General features: G+C 68.4%; 10 protein-coding genes and 2 pseudogenes. 7 read left to right on the top strand and 5 right to left on the bottom strand.

The genetic code is table 11. The features are described from left to right. Positions 1–156 precede the first annotated feature (156 nt). The 4 genes and pseudogenes from ABZ656_RS31085 to ABZ656_RS31100 form a co-directional block, all read right to left on the bottom strand. A pseudogene (locus ABZ656_RS31085) lies at positions 157–735 on the bottom strand (IS3 family transposase); the annotation flags it as partial. Then, on the bottom strand, positions 729–938 hold the full coding sequence (locus ABZ656_RS31090; RefSeq protein ID WP_101403259.1) for a transposase: 210 nt from the start codon (positions 936–938) through the stop codon (positions 729–731). The gene ABZ656_RS31090 and the pseudogene ABZ656_RS31085, both read right to left, overlap by 7 nt. After that, on the bottom strand, positions 866–1,036 hold the full coding sequence (locus tag ABZ656_RS31095; RefSeq protein ID WP_180362298.1) for a hypothetical protein: 171 nt from the start codon (positions 1,034–1,036) through the stop codon (positions 866–868). The genes ABZ656_RS31090 and ABZ656_RS31095 overlap by 73 nt, the downstream gene beginning before the upstream one ends. 414 nt (positions 1,037–1,450) lie before the next feature. Further along, positions 1,451–1,722: pseudogene (locus ABZ656_RS31100) on the bottom strand (alpha/beta hydrolase); the annotation flags it as partial. A gap of 518 nt (positions 1,723–2,240) precedes the next feature. Here ABZ656_RS31100 and ABZ656_RS31105 point away from each other — a divergent pair. The 5 genes from ABZ656_RS31105 (at position 2,241) to ABZ656_RS31125 (ending at position 7,276) form a co-directional block, all read left to right on the top strand. Next, positions 2,241–2,966 (top strand): alpha/beta hydrolase, encoded by a 726-nt coding sequence (locus ABZ656_RS31105; RefSeq protein ID WP_360272071.1) that lies wholly within the window; start codon positions 2,241–2,243, stop codon positions 2,964–2,966. 260 nt (positions 2,967–3,226) lie between these two features. Then, a complete protein-coding gene (locus tag ABZ656_RS31110; protein ID WP_101403257.1) occupies positions 3,227–4,072 on the top strand; it encodes an alpha/beta hydrolase in 846 nt (281 codons plus the stop codon). A 74-nt stretch (positions 4,073–4,146) separates the two neighbouring features. Next, complete coding sequence (locus tag ABZ656_RS31115; RefSeq protein WP_101403256.1) at positions 4,147–5,127, top strand: pirin family protein; 981 nt, start codon at positions 4,147–4,149, stop codon at positions 5,125–5,127. 10 nt (positions 5,128–5,137) lie between these two features. Then, positions 5,138–5,479 (top strand): GNAT family N-acetyltransferase, encoded by a 342-nt coding sequence (locus tag ABZ656_RS31120; RefSeq protein WP_101403255.1) that lies wholly within the window; start codon positions 5,138–5,140, stop codon positions 5,477–5,479. Between the two features lie 615 nt (positions 5,480–6,094). Next, positions 6,095–7,276, top strand: coding sequence for an MFS transporter (locus ABZ656_RS31125; protein WP_360272120.1), 1,182 nt, complete (start codon positions 6,095–6,097; stop codon positions 7,274–7,276). An 86-nt stretch (positions 7,277–7,362) separates the two neighbouring features. Here the strand turns inward: ABZ656_RS31125 and ABZ656_RS31130 are convergent, their stop codons facing one another. Further along, on the bottom strand, positions 7,363–10,110 hold the full coding sequence (locus tag ABZ656_RS31130; protein ID WP_360272077.1) for an AAA family ATPase: 2,748 nt from the start codon (positions 10,108–10,110) through the stop codon (positions 7,363–7,365). Positions 10,111–10,343: 233 nt separating this feature from the next. On the opposite strand from ABZ656_RS31130, the gene ABZ656_RS31135 reads away from it, so the two are divergent. Together ABZ656_RS31135 and ABZ656_RS31140 are read left to right on the top strand one after the other, a co-directional pair. After that, positions 10,344–11,828, top strand: a complete 1,485-nt coding sequence (locus tag ABZ656_RS31135; protein WP_360272080.1) for a helix-turn-helix domain-containing protein — start codon at positions 10,344–10,346, stop codon at positions 11,826–11,828. Next, a complete protein-coding gene (locus ABZ656_RS31140) occupies positions 11,829–14,576 on the top strand; it encodes an AAA family ATPase (protein ID WP_360272083.1) in 2,748 nt (915 codons plus the stop codon). Positions 14,577–14,612 lie beyond the last annotated feature (36 nt).

The raw sequence follows: 14,612 nt of genomic DNA on the forward strand, positions 1-14,612 counted from the left end.
CGCATCGCCGGCCGCAACGCACGGTCAGCGCGCCACTGCCGACGCCGCCCCTCCGGGACATCGCTGGTCTTCAAACTCCAGTCCGCCGTAGCCACATCGCACACCTCCGAGATCAGGGTGTTGCGACGACCAGTTGAATCCACCCTGCGAGCCGCGGTCGCTGTGGTGAATCAGGCCGGAGTCTGTCTTGATCCTCCGTCTCCACAGGGCCATCTCCAGGGCGTCCAGGGGGAGTTCGGTCCGCATGTGGTTCGCTACCTGCCAGCCGACGATCATCCGTGAGTACACGTCCAGGACGAACGCGACATACACCCAGCCCGACCAGGTGCGGACGTACGTCATGTCCGCCACCCAGAGCTGGTCGGGACGGGAGGCGGTGACGTCGCGGTCGACCAGGTCCGGCGGGCGGGGCGCCGACGGCTCGGCAACGGTGGTGCGGCGCCGCTGGCCGCGGATGACGCCCTCGATGCCCAGTTCGCGCATCAGCCGCTCGACCGTGCACCGGGCCACCTCGATGCCCTTGCGACGCAGGGCGCGGGTGATCCGCCGGGCCCCGTAGGTGGCTCCGGACTCGGCGTGGATCTCCTCGATCAGGGGCATGAGCTGTTCGTCGCGGAGCCGGCGGGCGGACTTCGGCCGCTTCTTGCGGGCGAAGTAGGTGGATGGTGACAACTCCAGCACCCGGCAGACGGGATCGACCCCGAGGCCGCGTTCGCGCAGGTGGTCGATCACTTGCTCGGCCTCGTCCGGGGACGGTCGATCTCCTGGGCAAAAAACACGCTGGCCGCTTTGAGGATCTCGTTCGCCCGTTTCAACTCCGCGTTCTCTTTGCGCAGTTGCTTCAGCTCGTCACGTTCGGCGGTGGTCAGCCGGTCGTCCCGGTCGCCGGCATCGGCATCGGCCTGGCGGACCCAGCCGCGCAGGGCTTCGGGATGGATGCCGAGATCCCGCGCGACATGCGCGACGGGCCGGTGGCCCGGACCTCACGGATCGCGCGCTCGCGGAGCTCGTCGGGGTATTTACGGGGTGCTGCCATGGTGCTGGTGGTTCTCCTTCGCCAGGACCGTAACCCTGGCATCAGGGACTCCACAAATCTCGGTACAGCTCAGTTCTGCCGGCCCAGGCGGAAGGCGCCTTCTGCGTGCAGGGTATCGGTTCGCGTCCAAAGCTCCATGTCACAGCTGACGGTTCGGGGGTGGTGGGGCACGCCGGGGGCACGGTTGTTGGCTGACCTTGCTGATGCCACCAGGCTGACCAGTGCTTACTCCACCTCTTCGGCCACGCGGTACTGGCCACGACCGGGATGGATGGTCACCAATCTCGCGGTGATGCTCGCCGATGGCGGCGACGCCATCACAGATCTGGCCGTACTACGGGACCAGAGCGAAGTGTTCGGCCCTGTTGCCTCGACACCGACGGCCTGACGACCGTCGGCCGCCGTCGATGAACGGACGGCGTCCGTCAGGTCGAGGGTCTCCAGCACGGTGTTCAGGTCGGCAGCGAAGGTGTCGCAGCCGGTCGTCGGCTGGCTGGACTGCCCGAACCCGCGGCGGTCGTAGGTGATCACCCGGTAGCCGGCCTCCAGCAGCACGGCGCTCTGCCGCTTCCAGGAGTGGACGTCGAGCGGGAAACCGTGGATGAGGCTGGCTGCCCGGTGCCGTGGTCCTCGTAGTAGAGGTAGATGGTGGTGGAGTTCTCCTGGCCCACGGTGATGTACGGCACAGTACTCGTTCCTTCGTCCAGAGTGACTGGCGAACGCAGGACCACGCTCCGTCTCGATGAAGCAAGGTGCTGTCGGACGCATCGGCCCATCAGCGTCCGCCATCCGGGCGTTCGCGGCACGGGATGTCATCACGCTAGGGCGAACGTCTCGGCGCCTGTCGTCCTCGAACGCACCGCCTCTTGCCTGGAAGTGCCAGGAAGGGGACGCGTCCCCGCCCGCTGCTACGCACGGCCTTCGACGGCGTCCCTCCCGGCACCCCTCGGAGGCGCGGACGGACCACAGGTGATGCACCGACAGGCAAGTCGCCTTCACCGTCCGCCCCTAATGTGCTGTTCAAGCCTGCGGCCCGTCGCCCGGCTCGAACACGGTCTGCGCCGGTCCCGCCCGGCGAAAAGCCTCGAATGAGGCAGCCGTCCGTGCCTCCTGGCGCCGCTCGCCCCAACACCACAGCGAGCCCGAACCCGATCACCCGGCCGCGCATCATCCGATCACCACGACATCAACAGGAAGTTGTGCCATGTCCCGTTCCGACAGCCCGACCGTCGTCCTGGTCCACGGCGCCTTCGCCGACGCGTCCAGCTTCGCCCGCATCATCCCCGAACTGATCGCCCGCGGCCTGGACGTGGTGGCCCCGGCGGTGCCCAACCGCAGCCTGCTCGGCGACGCCGATTACATCGCCGCGATCATCCGTCAGATACCCGGACCAGTCGTCCTGGTCGGGCACTCCTACGGCGGGGCCGTCATCACCGTCGCCGGCGTGGAGGACAACGTCAGGGCGCTGGTCTACCTGGCCGGCTACGCCCTGGAGGAGGGCGAGAGCCTGGGCGAACTGCAGGGCCGCTTCCCGGACTCCGACCTCGCCACCGCCCTCGTGTACACCCCGTTCCCGATCGAGGGCTCGACCACTTCGGGCACCGACGTGTCGGTCCAGATCGACAAGTTCCCGTCCATCTTCGCCGCCGATGTCGACCCCCGCCTCGCCTCCGTCCTCGCGGTCTCCCAGCGTCCGCTGGCCGCGCAGGCCTTCAGCGAGAAAGCGCCGAAGGCGGCCTGGAAGACCAAGCCCTCCTGGGGTCTCGTCGCCGCAGCCGACCACACCATCAACCCCGATGTGGAGCGTTTCGGCTACAAGCGGGCCGGCATGACCACCGTCGAGGTCGACTCCTCGCACCTGGTGATGCTCGCCCACCCCGAGCGCGTCATCAAGCTGATCGAGGAGGCCGTCCGGGCCACCGCCCACTGAGTCGGGCTGCCCCTCGGCCCCTTGCCGTCGTGCTTCGACCGCAGGCCGGCAGCGGTTCCTCCGCGACGCGGACACTCATGGCCCCAGCCACCCGCCTGGCGGCTTCGGCAGGCGGCGCTCTCCGCTGCCCGACCGGACGATCATCTGCGGACGCGACCGGTTCGGGCTGTCGCGGAACCCTGAGGCGCCCTGCTCACGCGCCACCCCGTCCCCTTCCGTCCGGGGACGCATCCCCTTCACCGCCCCGTAGGAAGTCAACGATGAACTCGCCGATCTCCCGCCGCACCGTCACCGCATCCCTCCTGGCGAGCGCCGCCGTCATGGCAACCCCCGGTGCCGCCTTCTCTGCCACGTCAACAGTGGAGAACCAGCGGGCCGACCCTCGCCAGCACCCGGCCAAGCCCACCATTGTCCTGATTCACGGTGCGTTCGCCGACGCCTCCAGCTGGAGCGCTGTCGTCGAGCGCCTCCTGCGACAGGGTCACCACGTACTTGCACCGGCACTGCCGTTGCGCGGACTGGCGAGCGACGCCTCCTACATCCGCAGCGTCCTGGACAGCATTCAGGGACCGATCGTGCTCGTGGGTCACTCCTACGGCGGGTCGGTCATCAGCCAGGCCGCAGCCGAGTTTCCGCGTGTCAAGGCGCTGGTCTACATAGCCGCCTTCGTTCCCGACATCGGTGAAAGCGCTCTGGAGTTGACGAACAAGTACCCCGGCAGCACCTTGGCGCAGGCCACGTCCTCGCAGTCGTACCCGCTGCCCGGCGGCGGCACCGGCGAGGAGTTGATCATCAAGAAGGACCTGTTCCGCGAGCAGTTCGCGGCTGGCGTCCCGATCCCGACCGCCCAGGTGATGGCCGCTGGTCAGCGTCCGATCACGGTGGCCGCCCTCCAGGAGAAGGCCACCGCCGCCTCGTGGAAGAAGATCCCCAGCTGGTACCTCGTGGCCACCGAGGACCGCAACATCCCACCGGCCGCCGAGCAGTGGATGGCCGAACGGGCCGGCGCCCGCACCATCACGGTCCGCGCACCCCACGCGGTCGCCGTGAGCGACCCCGGCCCAGTGACCGACCTGATCCTGAGCGCTGCCCGCCGGACGCATTGAGGTGGCGATCACAGGCTTACTACCAGGCATGATTGTTGAATATAGAATCATCCTCGAATGCGAGAGGGCGTTCGATGAGCAACGCCGAAGTGGATCCCGTCGCACTGCGTTACGGTGCAGCCGACCACGGTGAGTCCGCGCCACAGGTCGACGTGTTGTCCGCGCGGGACGTCCCGTTGGGCGGCCCACGAGCCATGACGGTGCGGCGCACGCTGCCGCAGCGAGCCCGGACGCTGATCGGGGCCTGGTGCTTCGTCGATCACTACGGCCCGGACGACGTCGCCGACACGGGTGGCATGGACGTCGCTCCCCATCCGCACACCGGTCTGCAGACCGTGAGCTGGCTGTTCAGCGGAGAGATCGAGCACCGCGACAGCCTGGGCAGCCACGCGTTCGTACGGCCCGGGGAGCTGAACCTGATGACGGGCGGGTATGGCATAAGCCACTCGGAAGTCTCCACCACCCGCACCACGATCCTGCACGGCGTCCAGTTGTGGGTGGCTCTGCCCGAAGAACACCGGTACACCGGGCGTGACTTCCGGCACTACGTGCCGGTCCCGGTCCGGGTGGGCGGGGCAGAAATAAGAGTGTTTCTGGGATCCCTCGCCGGTGACACCTCTACGGTGCGGACGTTCACGCCCTTGCTCGGCGCCGAACTCGTCCTCGATCCGCGCTCGACGACCACACTCCAGGTGAACTCCGCCTTCGAGTTCGGTCTGCTCGTCGACCAAGGGGATGTCCGCATGGCCGGAACGCCCCTGCGCCCGGCGGAACTGGGCTACCTCGGCGCGGGCAACGACACGCTGACGCTGACGAACGAGACGGACACCCCCGCTCGGGCGGTGCTACTCGGCGGGACGCCGTTCGAGGAACAGATCGTCATGTGGTGGAACTTCATCGGCCGCAGCCACGAAGACATCGTCGAAGCCCGGGAAGCGTGGCAGCACGCGTCCGACCGCTTCGGCGGCGTCGATGGCTACGACGGCGACCGCCTTCCCGCGCCCGCCCTTCCGAATGCCACCATCGCGCCACGCAAGAACCCGACGCGTCACTGAAAGGCACACGATGACACAGCCCGCCGCCGCTCCGACTGTCCAGCGAGTGGACGCCAAGCACCGGTACGAAATCCTGGTCGACGGCAAAACCGTCGGCCTCACCGCGTACCGCGACCACGATGACCAGCGCGTTTTCTACCACACCGAAATCGACGACGCCTTCGCCGGTCAGGGCCTGGCCTCGCTTCTCGTCCAACAGGCCCTGACCGACGTACGTGCCTCCGGGAAGCGCATCGTGCCGGTCTGTCCCTACGTGGCGAAGTTCCTCAAGAAGCACGACGAATTCGCTGACATAGCCGACCCTGTGACCCCCGAAGTCCTGCGGTGGCTGGAGACCGTGCCGGCGCACTGACCTCTCCCGCCACCTCCTGCTCCCCGGGGCTTCCGAGCCAGGTGACGGCTTCAGTGCTGCCACCGCGACGGGCGACCTCGACGCCGATGGACTACGCTCCCTCGCCTTCGGCGTGTCAGGTGAGGACGACTCCACCGACCACACCCAGCGAGGCGCGATCACCGTCAGTCCTGTCGCAGCGGATGAGCAATCGGACGCCGTCGATGTGTGGAACCGACGCGACGACGCCACCGGCGGTCCGGATACGATCCTCGGTCTCTTTGAGGGACGGCCACCACAAGGTCCGCCGCGGCTGTTCCGCGGCCCGTGTGATTGATCCGTTCAGCCCCTGCGCTTCGGCGGCTGCGGGCGCGCCCCGAGGCACCGGTGGAACGGGCCACAGCTTCATCTCTGATGGAGATGACTGATATCCCGAACCATCGCCTCAGGTGAGGAAGCACGGAGGGCAGATCGACGCTTGTGCCTGCGGTGACGGCATCGAGGAAGCTGCCGCCACCGCATAGCGCTTCCGCCCGAGCCGGTTTCCCGGCTCATCCCGTCAAGAAGGTGCACATGTCCGCATCACCCGACCCCCGGACGACGCGTCGGCCCGCAACCGCCAAGGCCCCTCACGGCGTGCCGGGTTGGCTGGTCGCGCTCCTGGCCGTCGCCTCCGGCATGACGGTCGCCAACCTGTACTACGCCCAGCCCCTGCTGTCCTCGCTGAGCGGTGTCTTCCACACCAGCACGGCCACCGCCGGCGCACTGATCACCCTCACCCAAATCGGCTATGTGATCGGCATGTTCTTTCTGGTCCCGCTCGGCGACCGGCTGGAAAAGCGCAACCTGATCACCGTTCTGCTGGCGGTCACCACTCTCGCCCTCGTGGCGGCGGGGCTCGCCACCAGCTTCCCCATGCTGCTGATCGCCTCGCTCGTCAGCGGGGCCACCTCGGTCGTCGCCCAGATCCTCGTGCCGTTCGCCGCCAGCCTCGCCCCCGACCACGCCCGAGGCCGCATCGTGGGCCGGGTCATGAGCGGTCTGCTCACCGGCATTCTGCTCTCCCGCACGCTGAGCAGCCTCGTCTCCGACCTCGCCGGCTGGCGCGCCGTCTTCCTCGGTTCTGCCGCTCTGATGGCCGTGCTCGCGGTGGCCCTACGCGCGGCCCTGCCGCAGCACGAGCCGACTACCACCATCCCGTACCACCACGTGCTGCGCTCCACCGTCCGGCTGGTGCGCACGCACCCGGCGCTGCTGCGCCGTGGCCTCTACCAGGCGGCGATGTTCGGTGCCTTCAGTGCGTTCTGGACCACGGTCTCCTTCGTCCTGACCGGTCCCCGCTTCCACTACTCCCCGGTCGGGGTCGGTGTGTTCGCCCTCGTCGGCGCGGCCGGCGCGGCCATCGCCCCGCTCGCCGGTCACTGGGCCGACCGCGGGCTCGTACGTCCCATGACGGGCATCGCCTTTGTGGTCGCCGCCCTGGCCTTCGCGCTCGCCGGGTTCGGCGGACACAGCATCGTACTGATCGCCCTGGCCGCGATCCTCATCGACATGGCCGTACAGACCACCCTGATCCTCGGCCAGCACACTGTTTACCAACTCGACCCCACCGCCCGCGCCCGCCTCAACAGCGCCTTCATCGCCACGTTCTTCGCCGGCGGCGCGGTCGGCTCCCAGCTCGGCTCCGTCGTCTACCACTCCGGAGGCTGGACGGCCCTCACCGTCCTCGGCGCCGCCCTCCCCCTCTTCGCCCTCCTTTACTGGACCACTGAACGTCGGCAGCGGGCGGCAGCGAAGCCGAGCACAGCAAGCCTGTAACCCCGGGAACCGTACAGCGGTTCCTTGAGCAGCACTCCAACTGTGCAGTGAGGGACAACGAGCGTGCGCGGACGGGAAGGTCATGCTCAGTTGGCGGTCAGCTTGTCCCTCAGCTGGCCGCGAGAGGTGATCCCGAGCTTCGGGAAGATGCGGTACAGGTGCGCGCCGATCGTTCGCGGTGACAGATACAGTTGCTGGCCTATTTCCTTGTTGGAGAGGCCTTCCGCTGCAAGCTGGGCGATCTGCAGCTCCTGAGGCGTGAGCAGGTCCCAGTCGGTACGGCTCTGACGCGTGCTGCCCTCGCCCGCCGAGCGGAGTTCCTGGCGGGCGCGTTCGCACCATGGCTCCACACCGAGGGCCTTGAAGGACTCTCGGGCGATCCGGAGCGGAGTGCGGGCTTCCATCACGCGGCGACGCCGTCGGAGCCAGGCACCGTAGGCGAGCATCAGTCGGGCGCGGGCAAAGGGCGCATGGGACATGTCCAGATCGAACGCCGACCGGAAGCGCTCTTCCGCATCCTCGTCGTCGGCGAGCAGCGCATGGGCGAATCCCAGGTTTATCCGGATCAGTTGGGCCTCGCTCGATCCGGCGGACGCATCGACCTGCTGCAACGCAAGCCGCGCCATGGCTCGTTGATCATCGCCCGTTGCAGCCTCGGCCAACTCCGCGATGGCGATGGTCTGCAGGAACGGATGGTAAGCCGGATCTGCTGGGTCGAACACCCGCCAGACGCAGTCGAACGCCTCCGCTTGGTTGCCAGCGGCGAGCCCGATCAGGCCACGTGTGATTTGGATGAATGCGAGATGGGAGGGATGGGCCTCGGACAGCCCTTGCCGCTCCGCCTCGCCGATGACGGAGAGCGCCGTGTCCAGATCTCCGTGCAATGCGGCGAACTGAGCCTTCGCGATCCGTGCGCCGGTCAGCCAGCGCGGCTGGGCGTTCTCCTCGGCCAGGCGCATCGCCTCGGCCACAGCCGGGAGTCCGATCTTCCAGTCGACCGTGTGTATGGTGCTGAAGGCGAGGGACACCAGAGTTTGTGCCAGCAGGCCCAGACGGCCTTGGCTACGCAGTCCGGCCGCCGCGTGCCGGAGAAACCCGGTCGCGTGGTCGTATGCGTTCGCCATCGTGGCCGCCGTGCCCAGGGTGGCAGCGGCCAGAAAGTCGTACCCGCCCTGACGTTCGAGGCGCTCCAGGCGCTCGAGTACCGTCGCCGCCCGCTCCACCGGGGTGGCCGCGGCCAGCGTGTACACCAGGTCCGGGTGGAGTTCCGGAACGGGCAGCCGCTCGGCCGCAGCCACCACGCGCTCCCGCAGTTCCCGCCCCGGGTCCGACCACCAGCACCGCTGCGCGGCTGTGCGCAACAGCCGCAGGGCCAGTTCGGGATCGCCGGCCTCGGCGGCCCGCTCCGCTGTTGTGATCAGCAGATGGAGCCGGGGTGTGCTCACCGCGACATCCGCTTCGAGCCCCTCGCGCAGCAGGAGCAGCCGTGCCCGCTCCAGCACGCCGAGCCGCAGCGGTTCGGCCTGCTGCAACAGGCTTGACGCGCGATCCGTCTGGCCGAGTTCGAGGCCCAGTTCCGCGGCGCCCAAGAGGCGGGCCACTCTTCCGGAAGGGACTTCGCTCAGTGCTGTGGCGCGTTCCAACGCCGTCATGGCCACCGCGGCGGCGCCACGCCCTCTCGCTCTGAGAGCCACCTGGTCCAGTTGCCGCGCCACTGCTTCGTCAGGACGACCGATGGCCGACGCTCGGTGCCATGCCTGCCGGTCAGGCTGCCCGTGAAGGGTACGGGCAAGTGCGCCGTGGGCGGCAAGACGGTCCGCGAGCGTTGCCGAGCACAGGACGGCGGAGCGCACCAAGGGATGGGTGAAGCCGATGCGGAACTCGTCGGCGCACACCAGACCTGCGGCTATGGCGGGCTCCAGGGAGCGTGCGGAAATCTCGGTGCCGTTGAGTATCGAAGCGGCGGCGAGTACCTCGGTCAGCGCGGCGCCGTCGTCGGCGGCCGTGATGAGCAGCGCATGGCGTGTGTCGGAAGGAAGATCGACCAGGCGCGAGGCGAAAGCGCGCTCGAGTCGGGCGGTGAGGTGGAGCGCCGGCGATGCCACGAACTCGGAGGGCGTCCCGTCCGCGCCGAGGGTGACCGGGAGCTCCATCAGGGCCAAGGGGTTGCCGGCAGACATCTCCACCACACGTCGGCGTACGCCTGGCTCGAGACCGGGATTGCGGGCGTCCAGCAGAGCGTCGGCCGCGGCCGGCTCCAGGGGCTTCAGGTGTAGTTCGCGGATGTCGGGGGCGCCCAGCGACGCCGTGTGAGCCTCGCGGAGGGCGAGCAGTATGCCGAGGGGTTCGGCACCCACGCGACGCGCGATGAACCCGAGAACGTCCAGGGTCGGGATGTCGAGCCACTGGGCTTCGTCCACGACCAGCAGCACGGGGGTTTCGGCGGTCGCCTCGCCGAGCAGGCTGAGTGTGGCCAGGGCGATCATGAAGAACTGGGGCACCGAGGCACTGGGGGACGGCTCTGCCATGCCGAAGGCGCCCAGCAGCGCATCCGCCTGTGTGGGGGGGAGCCGCGAGACGCGATCCATCATGGTGCGGGTCAGCTGGTGCAGCCCCGCGAATGGCAGATGGGTCTCGGCCTGTACACCACATGCCTCAAGGACGGTGAATCCTGAGTTCCGGGCCCGGGTGACAGCATGGGCCAAAAGGGAGGACTTGCCGATCCCGGGGGCTCCTTGAATCAGCAGCGCACTGCCGCGCTCGGGGAGTCCGTCGACCAATTCGTCGACAGTCGCCAGCTCCTCGTCCCGACCGAACAGTATGGTGCCCGACATCCGATGTTTCCCTGCGCCGGTGTTCTGACCTGGACAGGTGCAGTCTACGTGCGCGCAGAGAACACCGGAGTGCGCTGAGAGTCAAAAGTCCGTCGGTGCATCGCCTCCTCGCAGTCGCTTCGCAGTCATCATGCCGACGACGTAAGTCATCCCGTGTTCCAAACTGGACGCGGTGCCGAGCCGACTGCTTGTGCGGCAGCGGGTCCCGGCACGCGACCGGCTGGAGGGCGCACATGACACCCGTGATCGACACGGCCGGATTCCCGGACAGCAGGAACAGGGTTCGCCGCTGGAGCCGGGCTGTCTCCATGGCCACTCTGCCGGTGACGGTCGCTTCGTACGGGGGACCATCACTGGAAGGCCGGATGACGATCCGGCCACTGGGGCACTTGCTCTTCGTCACGACAGACGCGGATCCGCAATGCTTCACCCGCAGCCTGCGCCGGATCGCCCATGACACCGGGCAGACCAAGGCCTTTGTCGTGGTCGCCGTCGTGGGGGCCACCGGTGCTGTACTGCAGCAAGGCGGAAGGGCGGCTGAGCTCGCCGTGGGAACGCTTGCAGTCTGGGACACGGAGCGCCCGCATGTGGTCGACTTCCCGCGCGGTGTGGACATAAGGGCCTGCCTCGTCCCCCGCGACGCTCTCGGCGTACGGGACGACCAGTTGAAGCGGGTGACAGCGACCGTGATCGACGCGGACGGTCCGGTGGCCGCCCTGGTCGGACCGCTTCTCGTGAGTCTGGCCGAGACGGCCGCGGACTGCCCCGAGCATGTTGCCAGTCGGCTGGCCTGCAACTTCACTGACCTGGTGGCCACCCTCATCACCGAGCGAGCCGCCGGTGACGTGGCGGGCACGGTCGGTTCCCGATACACCCAGGTCTGGGAAGTCTGCGCCTACGTGGACCGGCACCTCGGGGAGCCGGAGCTCGGACCCGATATCATCGCGGCTGCTCACAACATGTCCGTCCGGTCCCTCCACAAGCTCTTCGAAGGGGAAGGAATCACCGTCAGCCGCCTGATCCAGCGCCGTCGGCTGCAGGAGTGTGCCAGGGATCTCGCCCGGGGCGACTGTGGTGAGGGCCCGGTCTCCGGCGTGGCCCGCCGTTGGGGCTTCACCAACGCGGCCCACTTCAGCCGACTCTTCCGCGATGCGTACGGCGTGACTCCGAGCCAGTGGCGCAAAACTTGGGGCGGCTCTGCGCCGTCCGAAACGTCAGCCGTGGTGGACGGGCCTTTCCCGACGCCAGCAAAGGACGACTGCACTGCGCCGGAACAATTGCAGCAGGCGGCTCGAAATGGCGGTGACGAGCAGCGCCGTCACGACCATCAGCGAACTGAGCGGACCACTGATCACGTCCGCCTCCCACCCGACGTCGAGGAAGACGATCTCCGTCATGCTCCGCGTAATCACCAGAAGCGCGACTGCACACTCTCGGTCACGATAGGATCGCAGATGGTGGCTTTGGCCTGCCGCGAGACGGCCACGCAGGGCGTGCCCGCGGAGAGCCGCGACGTGCCGGACTTCACGCAATCCCTCGTGTGCTTCCACGCCGACGGAGAGCGTGAGCACGCCGTCTCTCTGCCGCCCGAGGTGCTCGCCGACCCTTCTGAGGCTGAAACCTTCCGGCAGCGGCAGGCGACGCCGCGGCGCGGAGTCACCAATCGGCATGGGCTGAGCCCGGCTTCACCCTGCGAGTGCGGACAGGAAGGGGCGTAAGTGGCGGGGTCAGGCAGTTCGCTGTCCCGTAGCGGTCTGCGCGGCCGGGAGGCCGAGCTCGCAGAGCTTCAGACACTGATCGCCTCGGTGGTCCACACCGGAAGCGGCGGGTTGGCTCTGATCCAGGGGGAACCGGGCATCGGCAAAACCACGCTGCTCGCCGAGGCCGTCGCCAGGGCCAGGACAGCGGGATTCTCGGTCGGCCTCGGCAGGGCCGATGAGCTGCATCACCTCGTGCCGCTCTCGTCGTTGGCAGCGTGCATCCTGCACGGCGATCAGCCGCTTCTGTCCGGCGATGCCTTTGTCGATCTCGCGCACCATCACGATCAGCGGATCTGGCTGGTGGAGCGCCTGGCGGAGGCGATCGAAGCCAGAGCCGGCAGCGTGCCGGTGCTGATCGCCCTGGACGACGTGCAGTGGGCCGACCCGCTGAGCCGGTTTGCCCTGAAGCAGCTGCCGACACGCTTGCGGACCTCGCCGGTTCTGTGGATGCTGACCGGGCGACGGGAGCCCGCCGGCCCAGCGGATGAGGTCGTCGCAGCCGCGACCGGCAACCTCCCGGTGGTCACTCTGCCATTGGGGCCACTGTCCGACGCGGCCATCGGCCAACTGGCCGGCGACACACTGGGTGCAGCGGTTGACGAGCAGGTACGGGACTTGCTCGACGGGGCCGGCGGAAATCCGTTTCTGGCGGTCGAGATGCTCGCGGGACTGCGGACTTCCGAGGCCTCGGACGAGCTGGTGCCCCCACGGCTCGTGGTGGGTGTGCGCGGCAGACTCAGGTCCCTGCAGCCCAGCACACTGCGCTTCCTTCAGATGGGAGCGGTGCTGGGACGCAGGTTCGGCTTCCACGACGCCGCCGCACTCTGCGGCCAGACAACCGCCACGTTGATCGCGGCGCTCGAGGAAGCCGTGCGCGCCGGACTCCTGGACGACGACGGCGATCATCTGGTCTTCCGGCATGATCTGCTGCGCCAGGCGGTCTACGTCGACATCCCGCCGTCAGCCCGGAAGGCTCTGCACCGAGAGGCTGCCCACCGCCTTGTCTCCGCGGGCCACCAGCCGATCGACGCGGTGCCACACATCCTCAGGGGAGCCCTGCCCGGAGACGAGGAAGCCGTAGCGCTGCTGCGGCGAGCCGCTGACGACGTACTGCCGGTCACGCCGGGCCTCGCGGCCGACCTGATGACGCGCGCCCTGGAACTGGTGCCACCAGCAAGGCCGTTGAGGTTCGTAGTGGGCGAGCAGACGATCCTCTGCCTGACACGGGCCGGCAGGAACCGAGAGGCGCTGTCGACCGGCGACCGGCTGCTGGCCGGCCGACCACCGCTGGAGGCGTTCAGTCGGCTGCAGGCTGCTCTCGGCGGGACGCTGTGGAACATGGATCTCGTCGGCGAATTGCGCCGCCGGGCCGAAACCGCCCTCGCCATGGAGGGCGCCGCCCCGGAGATGGGGGCAAGACTGGGCGCCCTGCGCGCACTGGCCTTGTCACGGGACCACGATCTCGTCGCGGCACGTGAGGCCGGCGAGACCGCGCTGCGTGCCGCCACCGCGATCGGTGACCGGGAGGCGCACGTTCTGGCCCTGTCCGGGCTCGGCGAGATCGCGCAGAACGGGGGTGAGAACGCCGTCGCGCTGGAGCGCTTTGCCGCGCTGAGCACCGTCGATTCCGCTTTCCTTCCCGAAGAGATCGTCGCGCACCTGCACGTGGACGACTTCGAGTCCAGCGAACGACTGCTCTTGCAAGCGGCGGACCATGCCGGGTCGATGCGTCAGGCGATGATGCTGTGGGCACAGGGCCAGCACGATCTGGGGCTCGGCCGCCTCGACGACGCCGACGCCGACTTCGTGACCATGGAGCGCCTGGAAGACGACGTACAGGTGCCCGTCCAGCAGGTGAACGGTCGCGTGATCCGCTCCCGGATCGCCCTTCTGCGCGGCGATCGGGAAGCGGCGCGCGAGCACCTGACCGCAGCGCAGGAAAGACTGGCGGTCAAACCGAACCCGGGCAACACGGCCGCGGTGCGCTTCCTGGAAGCGGTTCACGCCGAGGCCGACGGGCACATCGGGCTTGCCGTCGACAAGATTCGGCAAGTGCAGCAGGAAGGTTTCTTCATGCGCTGGCGGCTGTTGCGCAACTGGGTCGATTCCGCGATACGCATGGCCCTGCGAGGTGCGGACCACGAGCTCGCCGAGGACCTGGCCGCACAGGCCGAAGCCCACGCCGAACGCAACCCTGCCGTGCCCACCGCCACGGGCATCGCGGCGCAGGCCCTCGGGCTCGTGAAAAACGATCTCGCCAGGCTCGAACGCTCCGTGGACCTGCTCAGCGCAAGCCCTCGCCCGCTGGTCCGGGCCGCCGCCTTCGCCGATCTAGGACAGGCACTCCTGGCAGCGGGCCGGAAACCTCAGGCAGTGGCGGCGCTGACGCACGCCCATGGCTTGTTCGCCGAGTCAGGCGCCCACGCCGCAGCGGCACGCGTACAGCGCGATCTGGACGGCCCAGGGAACGGCAGCCGCAGGGCAGCGACCATGCAGCGCCCTGTGCAGGGATGGGGGGCTCTCACGGCCTCGGAGAAGAAGATCGCGCGCCTTGTCGCCGAGGGCCACACCAACCGATCGGCCGCCGACCTGCTCGTCGTCTCCCCGCACACGGTCAACACTCATCTGACCTCCGTCTTCCGCAAGTTGTCGGTCAACTCCCGGGTTCAACTCGCGAACCTGGTCATGGCCTTGCCCGACAGCTGAGCGGATCGGTTGGTACGTTCGCGCGATGCCCTGCCA

This window comes from Streptomyces sp. NPDC007095 (assembly GCF_040634475.1).
Classification (GTDB): Bacteria; Actinomycetota; Actinomycetes; order Streptomycetales; family Streptomycetaceae; genus Streptomyces.

Bases quoted from the DNA above. Each gene is read 5' to 3' on its own strand.
- ABZ656_RS31120 (WP_101403255.1), top strand. From the start codon at position 5,138: ATGACACAGCCCGCCGCCGCTCCGACTGTCCAGCGAGTGGACGCCAAG.
- ABZ656_RS31095 (WP_180362298.1), bottom strand. From the start codon at position 1,036: ATGGCAGCACCCCGTAAATACCCCGACGAGCTCCGCGAGCGCGCGATC.
- ABZ656_RS31110 (WP_101403257.1), top strand. From the start codon at position 3,227: ATGAACTCGCCGATCTCCCGCCGCACCGTCACCGCATCCCTCCTGGCG.
- ABZ656_RS31135 (WP_360272080.1), top strand. From the start codon at position 10,344: ATGACACCCGTGATCGACACGGCCGGATTCCCGGACAGCAGGAACAGG.
- ABZ656_RS31105 (WP_360272071.1), top strand. From the start codon at position 2,241: ATGTCCCGTTCCGACAGCCCGACCGTCGTCCTGGTCCACGGCGCCTTC.
- ABZ656_RS31115 (WP_101403256.1), top strand. From the start codon at position 4,147: ATGAGCAACGCCGAAGTGGATCCCGTCGCACTGCGTTACGGTGCAGCC.
- ABZ656_RS31130 (WP_360272077.1), bottom strand. From the start codon at position 10,110: ATGTCGGGCACCATACTGTTCGGTCGGGACGAGGAGCTGGCGACTGTC.